This window comes from Photorhabdus noenieputensis, from assembly GCF_018448935.1.
Classification (GTDB): domain Bacteria; phylum Pseudomonadota; class Gammaproteobacteria; order Enterobacterales; family Enterobacteriaceae; genus Photorhabdus; species Photorhabdus noenieputensis.
Window position 1 is genome coordinate 136,668 of the sequence record NZ_RCWC01000006.1, and the last position, 17,857, is coordinate 154,524.

13 protein-coding genes are annotated in these 17,857 nt (G+C 45.3%); 3 read left to right on the forward strand and 10 right to left on the reverse strand.

Features of this window, described 5'->3' with window-relative positions; translation table 11 throughout:
• Window positions 1-5 precede the first annotated feature (5 nt).
• From nuoH to hexA, 8 genes are all read right to left on the reverse strand, one after another.
• Complete coding sequence (gene nuoH, locus EAE91_RS07010) at window positions 6-983, reverse strand: NADH-quinone oxidoreductase subunit NuoH (protein WP_214053824.1); 978 nt, start codon at window positions 981-983, stop codon at window positions 6-8.
• Window positions 983-3,706, reverse strand: a complete 2,724-nt coding sequence (nuoG, locus tag EAE91_RS07015) for an NADH-quinone oxidoreductase subunit NuoG (protein ID WP_214087848.1) — start codon at window positions 3,704-3,706, stop codon at window positions 983-985. The genes nuoH and nuoG overlap by 1 nt, the downstream gene beginning before the upstream one ends.
• A gap of 75 nt (window positions 3,707-3,781) precedes the next feature.
• Window positions 3,782-5,146 (reverse strand): NADH-quinone oxidoreductase subunit NuoF, encoded by a 1,365-nt coding sequence (gene nuoF / locus EAE91_RS07020; protein ID WP_036781369.1) that lies wholly within the window; start codon window positions 5,144-5,146, stop codon window positions 3,782-3,784.
• Window positions 5,143-5,691 (reverse strand): NADH-quinone oxidoreductase subunit NuoE, encoded by a 549-nt coding sequence (nuoE, locus tag EAE91_RS07025; protein WP_011147303.1) that lies wholly within the window; start codon window positions 5,689-5,691, stop codon window positions 5,143-5,145. Before nuoE ends, nuoF begins: the two co-directional genes overlap by 4 nt.
• 2 nt (window positions 5,692-5,693) lie before the next feature.
• Entirely contained in the window at window positions 5,694-7,493 is a 1,800-nt protein-coding gene (nuoC, locus tag EAE91_RS07030) for an NADH-quinone oxidoreductase subunit C/D (protein ID WP_214087849.1), read from the reverse strand.
• Between the two features lie 118 nt (window positions 7,494-7,611).
• Window positions 7,612-8,286 carry a NuoB/complex I 20 kDa subunit family protein gene (locus EAE91_RS07035; RefSeq protein WP_214087850.1) on the reverse strand — a complete coding sequence of 225 codons (675 nt, stop codon included), beginning with the start codon at window positions 8,284-8,286 and terminating at the stop codon, window positions 7,612-7,614.
• Window positions 8,287-8,303: 17 nt separating this feature from the next.
• On the reverse strand, window positions 8,304-8,753 hold the full coding sequence (locus tag EAE91_RS07040; protein WP_214087851.1) for an NADH-quinone oxidoreductase subunit A: 450 nt from the start codon (window positions 8,751-8,753) through the stop codon (window positions 8,304-8,306).
• A 706-nt stretch (window positions 8,754-9,459) separates the two neighbouring features.
• Window positions 9,460-10,389: a transcriptional regulator HexA gene (gene hexA, locus EAE91_RS07045; protein ID WP_214087852.1), complete on the reverse strand. Its 930-nt coding sequence runs from the start codon at window positions 10,387-10,389 to the stop codon at window positions 9,460-9,462.
• Between the two features lie 812 nt (window positions 10,390-11,201).
• On the opposite strand from hexA, the gene EAE91_RS07050 reads away from it, so the two are divergent.
• Together EAE91_RS07050 and yfbR are read left to right on the forward strand one after the other, a co-directional pair.
• Complete coding sequence (locus tag EAE91_RS07050; RefSeq protein ID WP_214087853.1) at window positions 11,202-12,416, forward strand: pyridoxal phosphate-dependent aminotransferase; 1,215 nt, start codon at window positions 11,202-11,204, stop codon at window positions 12,414-12,416.
• A gap of 702 nt (window positions 12,417-13,118) precedes the next feature.
• Window positions 13,119-13,712 carry a 5'-deoxynucleotidase gene (gene yfbR / locus EAE91_RS07055; protein ID WP_214087854.1) on the forward strand — a complete coding sequence of 198 codons (594 nt, stop codon included), beginning with the start codon at window positions 13,119-13,121 and terminating at the stop codon, window positions 13,710-13,712.
• On the opposite strand, the gene EAE91_RS07060 is transcribed toward yfbR, so the two are convergent.
• Window positions 13,709-15,541, reverse strand: a complete 1,833-nt coding sequence (locus EAE91_RS07060) for an SLC13 family permease (RefSeq protein WP_214087855.1) — start codon at window positions 15,539-15,541, stop codon at window positions 13,709-13,711. The genes yfbR and EAE91_RS07060 overlap by 4 nt on opposite strands.
• 195 nt (window positions 15,542-15,736) lie before the next feature.
• Window positions 15,737-16,192: a terminus macrodomain insulation protein YfbV gene (gene yfbV / locus EAE91_RS07065; protein WP_214087856.1), complete on the reverse strand. Its 456-nt coding sequence runs from the start codon at window positions 16,190-16,192 to the stop codon at window positions 15,737-15,739.
• Window positions 16,193-16,583: 391 nt separating this feature from the next.
• Between yfbV and ackA the strand changes: the two genes are divergently transcribed.
• Window positions 16,584-17,786 (forward strand): acetate kinase, encoded by a 1,203-nt coding sequence (gene ackA / locus EAE91_RS07070; RefSeq protein ID WP_214087857.1) that lies wholly within the window; start codon window positions 16,584-16,586, stop codon window positions 17,784-17,786.
• Window positions 17,787-17,857 lie beyond the last annotated feature (71 nt).

Sequence of the window (17,857 nt, forward strand, 5' to 3'; positions counted from 1 at the left end):
CCCCCTTATTGAGCGTTGTACAAAATCACTGCCGCAGTTGCCAGCAGGTTAAGTAAGGTCAGCGGCAGACAGACTTTCCAGCCAAATGCCATCACCTGGTCATAACGCGGACGTGGTAAAGAGGCACGTATCAGGATAAACATCACCATGAAGAATGCCGTTTTCAACGCAAACCAGACAAACGGCGGCAAGAACGGACCATGCCAACCACCAAAGAACATTGTCACAATCAGGGCAGAAACCGTGACAATACCGATATATTCACCAACGAAGAACAGACCGAATTTCATACCGGAATATTCAATATGATAACCGTCAGCTAGCTCCTGTTCTGCTTCCGGCTGGTCAAATGGATGACGGTGACACACCGCCACACCCGCGATAGCAAAAGTCAAGAAGCCAAAGAACTGAGGAATGACATTCCACATATGCTCTTGTGCATTGACGATATCCACCATATTGAAGGAATCTGCCTGCGCCACAACGCCCATAAAAGAGAGGCCAATAAACACTTCGTAACTCAGTGTCTGCGCGGAAGCACGCATCGCCCCCAGTAATGAGTATTTGTTGTTACTTGACCATCCAGCAAACAGCACCGCATAGACAGCCAGACCCGCCATCATCATGAAGAACAAAATACCGATGTTCAGATCAGCGGCCATCCAAGTCGGCGTGATCGGCACAATGGCAAATGCCAGCAACAGAGAAACGAAACCAATCACCGGTGCTAAGGTAAAGATCATTCTGTCGGCAAACCGGGGTACCCAGTCCTCTTTGAAGAACATTTTGATCATGTCAGCGACGATCTGTAACGACCCGCCCCAACCTACACGGTTTGGTCCATAACGGTTTTGAAACAGCCCTAACAAACGACGTTCACCAAAGCTCATCAAAGCCCCGCAGATAACCACCACTACTAGGATCACCACGGCTTTCAGAACAGCAATCAGCACATCAATAATTTCGGGGGTTAACCAACTCATTATGCAACCTCCCGCAAATTATTCACGGAAACACCTGCCAATACCGGAGGGATACCCGGCATTCCCATTGGCAAACCGATTTGCCCTTGAGCAAGACTTTCACTCAGACGAACTGCCAGACGCAGTTGCTGACCAAAACAATCAAACTCCAGAACAGAACCCGCTTTCACACCCAATTGATCCGCATCTTTGCTATTGAGCATCACATAAGGCTCCGGCATACGTTCCTGAATCACATCGGAACGCTGAGTTAACTCTTCACTACCAAACAAGTGATGGTAAGGAGCCACTGTCCATTGGTTATTTTGTGCAGTAAAGGCTGTCGGGATCTGATCAAAATAGTTCAAACCACCGTCAGTGGTTTCAATCAGACGCACACCAGGATCGCCAAAGCGCAGATGACCACCTACCTCTGCCTGGAATTTGTTCCAAGCCTGTGGTGAGTTCCAGCCCGGTGCCCATGCAAATGGCACCTGCTGACGATAGGCATTAGGGCTATTGTTACCTTCCATTGAGAAAGCAAATGGCGAATCGACATCCTGCGGCTGACGTTGCTCATGTACGCTGAGATTCGCCAGCATAGCAGTACGACCACTGTAACGATGCGGTGAACGTGCCAGTTTCTGACCGCGGATACGGAATGTAGAATCAGGCGCTGCATCAACAATGCCTTTAAGCTGTGGCATTGTTTCAACACAGGCATCAATAACATGGTCAAGCTGCGTCCAATCTAAATGGCGTTCAGTATAAGTTGTATGCAAGGAGTGCAACCAACGCCAACTCTCCAGCATTACCACCGATTTGTCGTAGAAAGAAGGTTCGAAAACTTGGAAATAGCGCTGCGCCCGGCCTTCCTGATTTACCAGCGTACCGTCACTTTCTGCAAAGCTAGAAGCTGGAAGAATCAAATGAGCTTTATCCATGATGGCCGTGCGTTGATGATCAACTACAACCAAGTTTTTCAGCTTGTTCAGTGCATCATCTACCTTATCTGCTGCGGCATGCCGATAGAGATCATTTTCCATCACGATAGCCGTATCAGATTCACCACTGCTTATCCGTTGCAGCGCAATATCCAGTGGCTGAGCCTCCATCATTGCCAATCCAATACTATTTGCATAGATTGCAACAAACGACAAACCGACATCTGAACCTCGGTCTTTCAGTGCCCAAGCAACATTAGCCGCAGCTTGAATAATCGCATCACTGCCGACGTTACTGCCGCTAATAATCAGCGGTTTCTTCGCGCCAATCAGTGCTTGCGCAACCATTTCCACTTTAGCTTTCAGTTCGTCAGGCAAATTCTCGACTGCCGGCGCAGTGTTATCCAATGCATGAGCGATGGCAAAACCAAAACGCGCCTGATCATCAACCGGTGCACGATAATTCCATGCGGCGATATCATCCAGACGAGTATCATCCACATTGGTCACAAACAGGGGATATTTCGCACGCTGACCAATATTCATCACCGCGGCAATTTGCCAATCAGCAACTTTCTGGGCAGCCGCCATTTCGCGGGCTTTGCCTTTCACAGCTTGACGAACTGCCAATGCCATCCGAGCGCCGGTTTGCGTTAGATCTTCACCTAAAATCAGTACCGCATCATAGCTTTCAATTTCACGCAGCGACGGGGTATAAACACCACCCTGTTGCAGAATTTCCAACATCATATCAAGACGTTGTTGTTCAGCCGCAGCAATCCCACTATAGAAGTTTTCCGCGCCCACCAGTTCACGCAGGGCAAAATTACTTTCCAGACTAGCGCGAGGGGAACCAATACCGATGGCATTTTTCGCCTGACGTAAAATATCCGCCCCACCCTGCATGGCCTGTTCAGCGTTAAGCGCGATCCAGTGATCGCCACGCAGTTGTTGTGGCTGACGAGGGCGATCTTTACGGTTGACATAACCGTAACCGAAACGACCGCGGTCACACATAAAATAGTGGTTTACCGTCCCGTTATAACGGTTCTCGATACGGCGTAATTCACCATAACGCTCTCCTGGGCTGGTGTTGCAACCAATGCTGCACTGTTGGCAAATACTTGGCGCAAACTGCATATCCCATTTGCGGTTATAACGTTCAGAGTGGGTTTTATCAGTAAATACCCCGGTTGGACAGATTTCTACCAAGTTACCGGAGAACTCACTTTCCAGCGTTCCGCTTTCAGGGCGACCAAAATAGATATTATCGTGAGCGCCATAGACACCAAAATCAGTGCCGTCGGCGTAATCTTTGTAGTAACGCACACAACGATAACAGGCAATACAGCGGTTCATTTCATGAGAAATAAACGGCCCCAATTCCTGATTGTTATGAGTACGCTTAGTGAAACGGTATTTACGGAATGTATGACCGGTCATCACGGTCATATCCTGTAAGTGGCAGTTGCCCCCTTCTTCACACACCGGGCAATCGTGCGGATGGTTAGTCATCAACCACTCAACCACACTCTCACGGAACTTTTTAGCCTCTTCATCATCAATCGAGATGAAAGTGCCATCCGCTGCCGGAGTCATACAGGACATTATCAGACGACCGCGCGTATCATCCGCGTTTTGATATTGCTTCACCGCACACTGGCGGCAAGCGCCAACGCTTCCAAGCGCTGGATGCCAGCAAAAATAAGGAATATCCAACCCCAAAGAGAGGCAGGCTTGTAACAGGTTATCAGCCCCGTCTACATCATATTTTTTGCCGTCTACATGTATCGTAGCCATAGTCAGCATGCTTCCAAATGACCTGCTGTTCAGCAAGTGTTAATCAAAAATTCTGCTAATCTCGTGAAGAACCCATTACCAACGCTGTTTCAACAGGTTTGACTGGATGCCCGTAATGAAATGGGTATTCCCATAGTCCTTAGTCACAATTCCAGCTTCGAATTCATCACGGAAATATTTGATGGCACTCTGTAGTGGTTCCACGGCCCCTGGTGCGTGAGCACAGAATGTATTACCTGGCCCAAGGAAGCGACAGAGCTGTTCCAACGTTTCAATATCCCCCGGTTGCCCTTCCCCACGCTCTATTGCACGCAGGATTTTCACGCTCCACGGCAACCCGTCACGACATGGCGTACACCAGCCGCAAGATTCACGGGAAAAGAACTCTTCAAGATTACGGGTTAAAGAAACCATGTTAATTTCATGGTCAACCGCCATTGCCAAGGCAGTGCCCAAGCGGCTGCCCGCTTTAGCGATATTTTCGAAATCCATTGGCAGATCCAAATGTTCAGCGGTCAGAAAGTCAGTCCCTGCCCCACCTGGCTGCCATGCTTTGAATTTCAAGCCGTCACGCATACCGCCGGCATAATCTTCAAGAATTTCACGGGCAGTCGTACCAAATGGCAACTCCCACAAGCCCGGATTTTTCACCCGGCCGGAGAACCCCATCAGTTTGGTACCGGCATCTTTACTCTTGCCCGCACTTAGACCGATATACCACTCTTTACCGTATTCGAGAATTGAAGGAACGTTGCACAAGGTTTCAACGTTGTTGACGCAAGTAGGCTTACCCCATGCGCCGGAAGTGGCTGGAAATGGCGGTTTTGAACGAGGATTAGCTCGGCGACCTTCCAGTGAGTTAATCAGCGCGGTTTCTTCACCGCAGATATAACGCCCTGCGCCGGTATGAACAAACAACTCAAAATCAAAGCCGCTGCCCATAATGTTTTTACCCAACAAACCCGCGGCCTTAGCTTCTTCGATGGCTTTACGCAGATGCACGGCCGCTTCCACATATTCACCACGCAGGAAGATATAGCCACGATAAGCTTTCAAGGCAAAGGCACTGATCAACATCCCTTCCACCAGCAAGTGAGGAAGTTGCTCCATCAGCAAGCGATCTTTGTAAGTACCCGGCTCCATTTCATCTGCATTACATAGCAGATAACGGATATTCATGCTTTCATCTTTTGGCATCAGGCTCCACTTCAAACCAGTAGAGAAACCTGCACCGCCACGGCCTTTCAGCCCAGCGTCTTTTACCAGAGAAACCACTTCATCTGGGGACATGCTTTTCAGTGCTTTTTCAGCACCACGATAACCACTTTTGCTACGGTACTCATCCAACCATACCGGTTGTTTATCATCCCGTAAACGCCAGGTAAGAGGATGGTTTTCCTCAGTACGAATAATTTCTTTTATTCCTGAATATGCTGTCATGGATACTGCTCCAGTAACTTTTCAATCTCTTCAGGTCTGACAGAACTGTGCGTATCGTCATCGATCATCATGGTCGGGCCTTTGTCACAGTTACCCAGACAACAGGTTGGCAACAGCGTAAAACGCCCATCTTTCGTTGTCTGCCCCGGACAGATATTCAGATGTTTTTCAATCGCAGCCTGGACATCCTGATAACCGGTAATATGACAAACCACACTGTCACAATAACGAATAATATGGCGGCCCACAGGTTGACGATAAATCTGGCTGTAAAATGTTGCCACACCTTCCACATCACTAGCGGGAATACCAAGCACATCAGCAATCGCGTAAATAGCACCATCCGGTACCCAACCACGATGTTTCTGTACAATTTTCAATGCTTCTATCGAAGCGGCGCGCGGATCTTCGTAGTGGTGTTTTTCGTGCTCAATAGCATCGTGCTCTTCAGTGCTCAGCACAAAATCTGCTTTTGCCTGAGACTCTGTTACGTTAACCACATCAAGGCGCGCTTGTTGAGCACTCGCGTTAATTTCACTTTGCATAGTTAGCGATCCACATCAGACATAACAAAATCGATACTGCCCAGATACACGATCAGGTCAGAAACTAAGCTACCGCGGATTACCGATGGGATCTGCTGCAAATGCGGATAACTCGGTGTACGGACACGGGTACGGTAACTCACAGTACTGCCGTCACTGGTGAGGTAATAGCTGTTGATGCCTTTGGTGGCCTCAATCATTTGGAAAGATTCATTTGCCGGCATTACTGGTCCCCATGACACTTGCAAAAAGTGGTTAATCATAGTCTCAATATGCTGCAAAGTACGCTCTTTGGGTGGTGGCGTCGTCAGTGGATGATCGGCTTTGAAGGGGCCTTCTGGCATATTATCCAGACACTGTTTCAAGATTCGCAAGCTCTGACGCACTTCCTCCACTTTCAACATCACACGGTCATAACAGTCGCCGTTATTACCAATCGGCACGTCGAAATCGAAATTTTCATAGCCGGAGTATGGACGCCATTTACGCACATCAAACGCGATACCCGTCGCCCGCAACCCAGCGCCAGTGGTGCCCCATTCAAGGGCTTGTTTGGAATTATACGCGGCAACCCCAATAGAACGGCCTTTCAGGATGCTGTTTTTCAGCGCTGCTTTCACATAGGAATCAAGGCGTTTAGGCATCCAGTTCAGGAAATCGCGCAATAATCTATCCCAACCACGCGGCAAGTCATGAGCAACACCGCCAATGCGGAACCACGCCGGGTGCATACGGAAACCGGTAATCGCCTCCACCAGATCATACACTTTCTGGCGGTCAGTAAAGGCGAAGAATACCGGTGTCATCCCGCCAACGTCCTGAATGAAGGTCGAGATGTAGAGTAGGTGGCTGTTAATGCGGAACAATTCCGACAACATGACGCGAATGGTTTTTACCCGGTCAGGCACTTCAATTCCCGCCAGTTTCTCCACCGCCAGCACATAAGGCATCTCGTTAACACAACCGCCTAAGTATTCAATACGGTCTGTATAGGGAATATAACTGTGCCAAGATTGTCGCTCTCCCATCTTCTCCGCGCCACGATGGTGATAACCAATATCCGGGACACAATCGACAATCTCTTCACCATCCAGTTGCAGGATGATACGGAACGCACCATGAGAAGAGGGATGGTTAGGACCAAGGTTAAGGAACATAAAGTCCTCATTCTCGGTACCCCGTTTCATTCCCCACTCTTCTGGTTTGAAAGTCAGCGCTTCCATTTCCAGATCTTCTTTCTGTCTGGTCAGTTCAAAAGGATCAAATTCCGTCGCACGAGCGGGATAATCCTTACGCAGCGGATGCCCTTCCCAAGTCGGCGGCAACATAATACGACGCAGGTTTGGATGGCCGTTAAAGACAACGCCAAACATTTCCCATGTTTCACGTTCATACCAGTTGGCATTTGGAAACAGAGGAGTTGCAGTCGGGAGATTCAGGTCTTTTTCACTAAGTGCAACCTTCAACATAACATCGCGGTTACGCTCAATAGAAAGCAGGTGATAAAACACAGAAAAATCTGCCTCTGGCAGACCCTGGCGGTGAGTACGCTGGCGCTCATCCATGCCATGCAAATCGAACAGCATGACATAAGGTTTAGGCAGTTTCTTCAGGAAAGTCATTACTTCCAGTAATTGTTCACGCTTCACCCAAACAACGGGTATACCAGTACGGGTTGGCTGAACAGTAAAGGCATCCGGGCCAAAGTGGTTACGCAGCTCACTCACAACCGGATCATCAAGATGGTCGTGAGTTTGCCACGCAGGCCGGGCGCTTTCTTGCGCTATCTGATCTATCATCATTTTTCACCACAACGCTTTGATCAGTGTTCGTTTTGATCAGGATTAGTATCGCAACACATTGCTCTGGTTACATTCATTAGGCTACTTTAGTCACGCCTACTGTCTAACAGACAGATTCTTAAACTTCGTCTGGCGTACGCAGGTTTTTCACTGCGATACGTTCCCCGTGCTTACGTTCTCTTTCTGACTGCATATTGGCACGGTAAACCCCTTGATCTCCCACCACCCAAGACAGTGGACGACGCTCTTTGCCGATCGACTCCTGCAACAACATCAGAGCTTGCATATAAGCTTCAGGACGGGGAGGACAGCCAGGAATATAAACATCAACAGGGATAAATTTATCGACGCCTTGCACTACGGAGTAAATATCATACATGCCACCAGAGTTGGCGCAGGCTCCCATAGAGATAACCCACTTCGGCTCCAGCATCTGGTCATACAGGCGCTGAATAACCGGTGCCATTTTGGTAAAACACGTTCCAGCGACCACCATAAAATCCGCCTGGCGGGGTGATGCACGTAAAACTTCAGCGCCAAAACGAGCGACATCATGAACAGCGGTAAATGATGTGGCCATTTCCACATAACAGCAGGAAAGACCAAAGTTGTAGGGCCAAAGGGAGTTTTTACGTCCCCAGTTCACCATATCATGCAGAGCATGCTCCAATTTGCCCATGTAAACACTACGGTGGACATGCTGCTCCAGTGGGTCTGCGACAATTTCCTGTTTTTGCAGGGGATAACGGTCATTCTCACCGTTCGGATCTATGCGGGTGAGCGTATAATCCATCTTTAAATGCCTCGCTATTACTGCGGATGACTATTGTTAATGTTAATCACAACACTTGGTTTACTGACCTGGCGGCTTGAACGAGATGGCGTCCAATTTAGCCCCCCAATACGCACCAGATACAACAAGCCTGCGAGTAACACCAAAATGAAAATGCTTGCTTCGATAAAGCCTAACCAGCCACTCTCTTTGATAGAAACTGACCATGCATATAAAAACAGCGCTTCAACATCGAAGATGACAAAGAACATGGCGACCAGATAGAACTTGGCCGACATACGGAGACGAGCACTACCGACAGAATCAATACCGGATTCATAAGGGACATGTTTTGCCCGGGCTTTTGCTCTCCCGCCCAAGAAAAACGCCCCTAACAGCATCAAAGCACACAGACCGAAAGCACCTAAAAGAAATACCGCGAATGCCCAGTGATGGGCAAAGAGTTCAGTGGATGTTGACATACTCATTGCTTACTCATCAAAAGTGGTGTCAAAAGTGTCTGCTCTTTTGTCTGGCAGTGTTGCACCACATCGATTCAAGGGAAGGGGTAACAACCAAATCTGAAACACTGTTAATCAATGATTGATGGAGTGAATCTTCTTGGTTTTTACTCCTCTCAACAATATTTTGTCTGTTATGACAAAATTAATCTAACATTTATTTACAAACAACAAACTTAGTCTTAACGGATTGTGCTGCCGCACTGCTAAAACGTGTCAGTCAACTGGCATGCGAACAGCGGCGGAAACTAGTCTAACCGATAACTCGCTTTTACTACATCATTATCTCAGGAAAAACCTGCCTTTCCACTGCTACATAGGGAGTATTTCTTTGATCAAGTACACAATTTGGCAGAAAAAAATTTTACTACTGATGATAATTCATTCAAATCTCAAGAAATTATATTTTTTATCCATTAGCGACAAGAAAAGTTCCCGTTCACTACAGAAATTCTTATTTCATCAATTCAGCGAATTATTACTTTGTTAACAATATAACAATTTGTTAACCAAATCAGGGGGGTGTTAAGAAAAATGCCACCGTATATTTAATGATTACGATAACAACAAAATAAGATGAATTTAGTTGATGATTACTTATAAATATATCTGGGGAGCTAATACCTCCTTCCGTCCATAATGGAGGTATTAGCAAAGACAAGTGTTTCAGATATTATTCACCAATAATATCGTCATCATCAGGAAGTTCTTCAGAAACACCCGATATCGTGTATGGCGTTTTCTTATTCTCTATTGCACTAAAAACCGTCAGAACAGATTCATTTTGTTCATTACTATGTCTATAAAGAGAGAATTGGGTTTCAGGCAAACGAGGAAGCCCTTCGCTCTCCCCTAAAATACGCAGATCAGCATTTTGCATTTCCAGAGGACGGGCAGTAATACCGACTTCTGCATTCACTGCCGTGCGAACTGCCGACAGAGAAGCGGCTTCATAAGCAATCCGCCACGATACTCCCACCTCATCCAACGTATCCAACGCCAACTGACGAAACGGGTTGGTTTCATCCATCACAACCAATGGCACAGGTTCATTTGGTTGTAGCTGGAAATCAGGGGCACAATGCCATAATACCGGTGTTGAGCGCAGAACAGTCCTTGGATGATGACTGATCTTCGCAGTTGTGAGCGCCAAATCGATCTCATGGTTATCCAGCATACTTTCAATAAATTGAGTACGCTTTATACGGACATCTATTGCCATCCGCGGATAAACAGAAGCGATGCGATTCAACAAAAAAGGGAGCAGTGTATCCACCGTATCGTCGGATGCACCGATTCTTAGTTCGCCTTCTGCATCGCTATAGGTTAATGATGCGCTGGCATCATCGTTAGCGCGCAGAATTTGTCTTGCATAACCAAGAAGTTGAAGACCATGCTCTGTAAGAAGCTTATTACGGCCGTGGCGGGCAAACAGCTCTCTGCCTACCAACTGCTCCAAACGTTGCATTTGCTGACTTACAGCCGATTGCGTTCTGCATACTGCTGCTGCCGCTGCTGCAAAAGTATTTAAATCAGCAACAGCAACAAAAGTTCTTAGCAGATCGAGATCGAGATTCATTATCGGACGATTTGCATTTATCATTGTTTATTCATCACTTTTTTTTGATTTTAATTACTAACTAACCTGGTGTTTTTACGTAAGCACTATCAAATTAAATTAACATCGCTTAGACAGTACTCTACTCTATTAAATAGGGCAAAGATTTACTGCTGTTTTTTTACCTATTCAACCCATTGCGGGTTTTATTTTCTCCTCTTCGTTAGCAAAAGTTACTCGGATTCCTAAATAAATTGAGGACAATCCCTATTTACAACACCCTATATGTGATTTCTAGTTTGGTTATTTTGTTTTCTGACTCACGTCAAAGAATAACATAAGTTATATCAGAAAAACTAAATATAAAGTAAAAATCTACAATATCACTAATGTTTAATAATCCTATTCAGATAAATTTACAACTAGTTTCCAGAAATGATCAAAAATATTGTTCGATCTTTCTAAAATATATAGTTCTGAATTGCCAATTCAAGGCAAATCTTATACATAAGAATAAATTATACAAACACAACAATTTTTATTGGCAAATTGAGCCATGCTCATTTTCTCCTCATAATGGCGCAACCAAGCCGTTATCACGTTAAAAATACCCCATTTCCACACTAGAAAACACCCGCAATTCAGATTATAAATTTGATCCTGCAAATAAATTCAGAATTTAACGCTAACATAATTTACATAAAAAGATACTCAAATAACAACTTCCCTACTAAAACAACCATTTTAACCAAATATATCAATGCATCTTCAAAACATTCAGCGGGAAGAGTACATTAAATGTTACACACTATGCGCCAGGCGACCCCTTTTTTTGCCAAGATAAGGTAAGACTCTCTATGCTAGCAGTTAAAAAATCCAGCAAATTGGATAATGTTTGTTATGACATCCGCGGCCCCGTACTCAAGGAAGCTAAGCGCCTCGAAGAAGAAGGTAATAAAGTCCTCAAATTAAATATTGGTAATCCAGCCCCCTTTGGTTTTGAAGCGCCAGATGAAATCTTGGTAGATGTTATCCGTAACTTACCAACCGCGCAGGGTTATTCAGATTCGAAAGGTCTGTATTCCGCACGTAAAGCTATCATGCAACATTATCAAGCCCGGAATATGATGGATGTGACCGTTGAAGATATTTATATCGGCAATGGCGTTTCCGAATTAATCGTTCAAGCAATGCAAGCATTACTGAACACCGGTGATGAAATGCTGGTTCCTGCCCCTGATTATCCTCTCTGGACCGCGGCAGTTTCACTTTCTAGCGGTAAAGCCGTACATTATATGTGTGATGAAGCGTCAGATTGGTTTCCTGACTTAAACGATATCCGCAACAAAATTACGCCTCGTACACGTGGGATCGTGATTATTAACCCTAATAATCCAACGGGTGCTGTATATAGCAAAGAATTGCTATTAGAAGTTGTTGAAATAGCCCGTCAGCACAATTTGATTATTTTTGCTGATGAGATTTACGACAAAATCTTATATGACGATGCAGAGCATCATTCAATTGCCGCGCTCGCCCCTGATCTGTTAACAGTAACATTTAACGGGCTATCGAAAACATATCGGGTAGCAGGTTTTCGTCAAGGCTGGATGGTATTAAACGGTCCGAAGAAACACGCTAAGAGCTATATTGAAGGTTTGGAGATGCTGGCATCAATGCGTTTATGCGCCAATGTGCCAATGCAACACGCTATTCAAACTGCCTTAGGTGGTTACCAAAGTATCAGTGAATTCATTTTACCTGGTGGTCGTTTGTATGAGCAGCGTAACCGAGCATGGGAATTAATTAATCAAATCCCCGGTGTTTCCTGCGTAAAACCCAAAGGCGCTTTATATATGTTTCCCAAAATTGATACGAAGCGCTTTAATGTTCACGATGACCAAAAGATGGTGCTTGACCTTTTATTACAAGAGAAGGTTTTGTTAGTGCAAGGAACCGCATTTAACTGGCCGGAGCCTGACCATTTTCGCATTGTGACGCTACCAAGACTCGACGAACTGGAGATGGCAATTCAGAAATTCGCTCGATTTATTGGCAAATATCATCAGTAAAAATAATTTCCGTTCACAGAAAGAGATTACTGATAACGGGGATTATTCATACCATGCGTTCTATCGGTGTAGAAGAAAACCTATTTCTTCTATTCCGATAAATCTCTAACCCGTCCGATAAATCTAGCCTGTTCGATAAACCTAATCTGCCCGTTTTTTCCTCACTGATGAAAACCTCACCTGTCAGAGAGAAATCCTTGATAACCATTTCCATAACTTTCTTTATTGATACCAAATGATGATTCTCGGCAAAATACGACCAATAAATTTTCATTTTTTACCGGTAACACAGATTAATTTTTTTATTTTATGGGCAACTTTGGCAATGATTATATAAGGCATTAGCAAGATACAAAAGAATTAAACATTGCATTTATTAAACTTGATAAAAGAGAATGCCTGAATAAATAATAACCTATTGTAAATTATATGAAATTTTTGTATATAAATTGTATATAAAATGGAGTGAGGAAATAAATTTCTTTTAAAAAATATATCCATTACGATTATAACATTGCCGGTAAAGGTAAATTAGCCATATCGCCCCCCTGCTATACGGTCTGGATACCCATTTTAATGTGTGCCAGGTAAGTAGAATATTTCCCTATAAAATGAAGGGATAAAAATAAGAAACGATTTTAAGGTTTACTTCACCCCACCCTCCGCTCACAATAAAAACAATGTTTACTGTAAGAGATAATTATGAGCCACTTTTTTGCCCACCTATCCCGTTTGAAACTGATCAACCGTTGGCCTCTGATGCGCAATGTACGTACAGAAAATGTGTCTGAACACAGCCTACAAGTCGCTTTTGTCGCACACGCCTTAGCCATTATCAAAAACCGCAAATTTGGCGGCAATGTGAATGCTGAACGCATTGCGTTGCTGGCTATGTATCATGACGCCAGCGAAGTTATCACCGGAGATTTACCTACCCCGGTCAAATATCACAATCCACATATCGCACGGGAATACAAAAAGATAGAAAAAATCGCACAGAAGAAATTATTGGAAATGCTGCCCGCAGAGCTGCAAGAGGATTTCCGCCCAATTCTAGATGACAGTCAGCATACAGCAGAAGAAACTTTTATCATTAAGCAGGCCGATTCCCTGTGCGCTTATCTGAAATGTCTGGAAGAGTTATCGGCAGGCAACCATGAATTCAATCTGGCGAAAACCCGGCTTGAAAAAACCCTGGCTGATCGTCACAGCCAGGAGATGGATTACTTTATGAACGTTTTTGTACCGGGGTTCAGCTTGTCATTGGATGAAATTAGCCTTGATATTCCCCATTAAAATGGAAACAACCAAGGTATGACCAGCACACTTATCACCATCACCAGCAGCGTGAATGGTACGCCCAAACGGACAAAATCGGAAAACTTATAACCACCGGGGCCAAGAACCAGCGTATTCACTGGGGATGAAACCGGGGTCATAAATGCGGCAGAAGCTGCCACGCCAATAATCATGGCAAATGGCATCGGAGATACTGCCATTTCACGGGCGGCAGCAATGGCTATCGGTGCCATTAATACCGCCGTTGCCGTATTAGAAATAAACAAACCGATTACCGCACAAAGTACAAACAGACATACCAGCATCACCCTCGGCCCCATATCACCCGCAATATCCATCAGGCCACGGACAATCAGATCAATCCCGCCGGTTTTCTGTAATGCCAGAGCAAACGGCATCATTCCGACAATCAGAATAATACTGGGCCAATGAATAGAGCGATACGCACTTTCCATATCAATACAACGGAATTTCCCCATCAACAGGCAGGCTATCAACGCTGCAATCACATTGGGTACTTCATCGGTAAGCATCATGGCTACCATCAGCGCCAAACTCAAAAGCGCATGTGGCGCTTGGGACGTTGCCGGAGCCACCTCTTCGATCTCAACCGGCAGATTAAGGACAATAAAATCACGCATTTTGGTTTTCAGGACACGAATCAATTTCCAGTCACCAATAACCAGCAAAATATCGCCTAGTTGCAACGGCTCATCGACCAATTTACCCGACAATGATTCACCATCACGCCGAATACCAACAACATTCAAGCCATAACAGGTACGAAAACACATTTCCCGCAGTGATTTACCCAATAAATCTGACTCCGGGATCAGAGAAACTTCCGCCATCCCCACATTACGAGATTGTTCAGAGAAATACTCTCCGCGCAGCACCATCGGCTCCAATAGTTGCTCACTGCAAAACTCACGCAGATCCACTTCACTGTCTGACATATCAACCAGCAACACATCCCGCGCTCTCAATTCGGTATTGCCCATTGCACTGACCATAACACGTCGGAAACGTCGCCAACGCTCAATACCAACGACATTAGCCCCATAGCGGGCACGCAAATTTGACTCATCAAGAGAAAGACCGATCAGCGGGGAACCTGAGCGGATCGCCAAACGACGTGCGCGACCAGATAATTTATAGTCGCGGATAAGGTCACGGAAGGTGCTGCGATTCCATTTGTCATGACCTTTATCCGACTGATTATTTCCCAACCAATGGCGGGCGATCAACATATAACCAATACCGGCAAACAGAATCAAAATACCAATAGGTGTAATAGAGAAAAATTTGAAACCGGGAAGCCCTTCCCGTATCAACTCACTGTTAACCACCATATTGGGTGGCGTTGCTACCAAGGTCATCATACCACTGATAAGCCCAGCGAAACTCAAAGGCATCATCAACCGCCCCGGCGAAATTTTCATTCTTGCCGCCACACTGAGCACCACAGGAATGAAAATCGCGACCACGCCCGTAGAGCTCATAAAAGCACCAAGCCCCGCCACCGTCATCATCAGTAACGCCAACATCTTAGTTTCACTGTTTCCGGCAACCCTTACCAGCCAGTCCCCCATTTGATAAGCAACGCCAGTCCTTACCAATCCTTCACCAATAACAAACAGGGCAGCTATCAACAACACATTGGGATCACTGAAACCGCTGGTCGCTTCACCAAGCGTCAACGTTCCACTCATGACAAATGCGATAATCACCAATAATGCAACAATATCCATGCGCAGTTTATTAGTGGTAAAAAGAACAATAGCTATCAACAGCAGGGTCAATACCCACAAGAGTTCGCTATTCAAAATGGCCTCTATCCACAAAGAAGAAGATGTTAATATCGAAAACTTGGCTAGTAGACCATTTTATTGAGGGAAAATCTCCAGTTGCGATCAACAATGCGCCTACTTTTCGTCATGAATTATCATTTCTGATTTTCCAGTACATTGACTGCAATAAGTACATTGACTGCAATAATCTAGCAACGGGTCTCTCCTGGCTTAAATATCATCGAGAAACGAACGATCGAGTTGTTTAAACGCGCGTTTCAGCAATTCTGCGAGAGATTGATAAGTTGGCGTTTGCTGCACCGGTGCCATTGCGATACCGGCGGCGGCAAATTTATCGCGGATTTCATGGAACCATTTCAGCAATGCCGCCGGTAGCGGTGTTGATGACCGTTTCCCCAACCACCATAACCCTTGCATCGGTAAACTACAGGCAAACAGTGCCGTCGCCACCGCCGGACCAAGCTGACCACCCAGTGCGATTTGCCACGTCAAAGTAAAAATAGCCAACGGTGGCATAAACCGGATACCAAAACGGGTCGCCTTAATAATCCGGTTTTCGGGAAACATGGGTGCCAATTGTTTCTCAATCGGCCAAGTCTTCATGTATTGCTGTCCCAGTTGCATCTTTCTCAGCCATCCATTACTGGTGGGAGGTATTGCGCTCATCATGACCTCAATCAATTAAAAACACATTTTTTAAAAAAACATTGTAAATGACAAAATATTTTTTGTAGGATTAAGTATATTTTGTCTTTACTGCTGGCTATCGGTATCCTACATCTACTTTTGTGTTATACACAGCAGTAAAATGACACATTTTACCTTTTTTACTGCATTTAGGTTCATTTTGTTAACAAATCACGCTATCTCTTAACATCATGGCTGGCAAAAAAGGGTTTTTGAAAATCGAAACCTTATCATCATGCTCTTTGCATTTAGCATGATGTTAATCATTTAATGTCATCACCTTACGCGCTACGCTAATAAGTAATTGACGTTTTATTAATCACATGTCTTATCTGTAAGACTCAATGACAAACACGATATAGGTATTTCCATGTCAAGTAAGCTGGTACTGGTCCTCAATTGCGGTAGCTCTTCTCTGAAATTTGCTATCATCGATCCTGCTAACGGTGAAGAATATCTTTCTGGTCTAGCTGAATGTTTTAACCTGCCTGAAGCCCGCATTAAGTGGAAAATGGATGGCGCAAAACATGAAGCCGCTTTAGGTGCTGGTGCAGCCCACAGTGAAGCATTGAACTTCATTGTTAATACTATTCTGGCGGAAAAACCAGAACTTTCTGATCAAATCACCGCAATCGGCCACCGTATTGTTCACGGCGGTGAAAAATTCACAGCATCCGTCACCATCAATGATGAAGTGATTCAAGGGATCAAAGATGCGGTTCCATTCGCACCATTGCACAACCCGGCTCACCTGATTGGTATCGAAGAAGCGAAAAAAGGGTTCCCACACCTGTCTGATAAAAACGTTGCCGTATTCGACACCGCGTTCCATCAGACCATGCCGGAAGAGGCTTACCTGTATGCCCTGCCATACAACCTGTATAAAGAGCATGGTATTCGTCGCTATGGCGCACATGGAACCAGCCACTTCTTCGTTTCTCGTGAAGCGGCGAGAACGCTGAACAAACCGGTTGAAGAGCTGAACGTTATCGTTTGTCATCTGGGTAATGGTGGCTCTATCTCTGCTATCGTTAATGGTCAGTGTGTTGACACCTCTATGGGATTGACACCACTGGAAGGTCTGGTAATGGGTACTCGTAGCGGTGACATCGATCCGGCTATCATTTTCCACCTGCATGATTCACTGGGCATGAGCGTTGAACAAATCAACAAACTGTTGACCAAAGAATCTGGCCTGCTAGGTCTGACCGAAGTCACCAGTGATTGCCGTTATATAGAAGATAACTATGAAACCAAAGCCGATGCTAAACGCGCTATGGATGTTTACTGTCACCGTCTGGCTAAATACGTTGGTGCCTACTCTGCACTGATGGAAGGTCACTTGGATGCTATTATCTTTACCGGTGGTATTGGTGAAAACTCCGCACTGGTTCGTGAGCTGGTACTGAAAAAACTGGCTCTGTTAGGTTTCGAATACGATCACGACCGTAACCTGGCAGCTCGCTTCGGTAAATCCGGTGCTATCACTACTGACAACAGCCGTCTTGCTTTGGTAATCCCAACCAATGAAGAATTAGTGATCGCTCAAGATGCAGCACGCCTGACCGCGTAATAATTTAACCAACCGCCAGCCACTGCTGGCGGTGCTATTTTTTGACCAACGAGCAACCGTAAAGAGGTTTC

What these genes read in the sequence shown, in the direction of transcription:
- EAE91_RS07050 (WP_214087853.1), top strand. Translation starts at nt 11,202, where the DNA reads ATGCTAGCAGTTAAAAAATCCAGCAAATTGGATAATGTTTGTTATGAC.
- yfbR (WP_214087854.1), top strand. Translation starts at nt 13,119, where the DNA reads ATGAGCCACTTTTTTGCCCACCTATCCCGTTTGAAACTGATCAACCGT.
- nuoE (WP_011147303.1), bottom strand. Translation starts at nt 5,691, where the DNA reads ATGCAAAGTGAAATTAACGCGAGTGCTCAACAAGCGCGCCTTGATGTG.
- hexA (WP_214087852.1), bottom strand. Translation starts at nt 10,389, where the DNA reads ATGATAAATGCAAATCGTCCGATAATGAATCTCGATCTCGATCTGCTA.
- nuoH (WP_214053824.1), bottom strand. Translation starts at nt 983, where the DNA reads ATGAGTTGGTTAACCCCCGAAATTATTGATGTGCTGATTGCTGTTCTG.
- yfbV (WP_214087856.1), bottom strand. Translation starts at nt 16,192, where the DNA reads ATGAGCGCAATACCTCCCACCAGTAATGGATGGCTGAGAAAGATGCAA.
- nuoF (WP_036781369.1), bottom strand. Translation starts at nt 5,146, where the DNA reads ATGACAGCATATTCAGGAATAAAAGAAATTATTCGTACTGAGGAAAAC.
- EAE91_RS07040 (WP_214087851.1), bottom strand. Translation starts at nt 8,753, where the DNA reads ATGAGTATGTCAACATCCACTGAACTCTTTGCCCATCACTGGGCATTC.
- nuoC (WP_214087849.1), bottom strand. Translation starts at nt 7,493, where the DNA reads ATGATGATAGATCAGATAGCGCAAGAAAGCGCCCGGCCTGCGTGGCAA.
- ackA (WP_214087857.1), top strand. Translation starts at nt 16,584, where the DNA reads ATGTCAAGTAAGCTGGTACTGGTCCTCAATTGCGGTAGCTCTTCTCTG.
- EAE91_RS07035 (WP_214087850.1), bottom strand. Translation starts at nt 8,286, where the DNA reads ATGGATTATACGCTCACCCGCATAGATCCGAACGGTGAGAATGACCGT.
- nuoG (WP_214087848.1), bottom strand. Translation starts at nt 3,706, where the DNA reads ATGGCTACGATACATGTAGACGGCAAAAAATATGATGTAGACGGGGCT.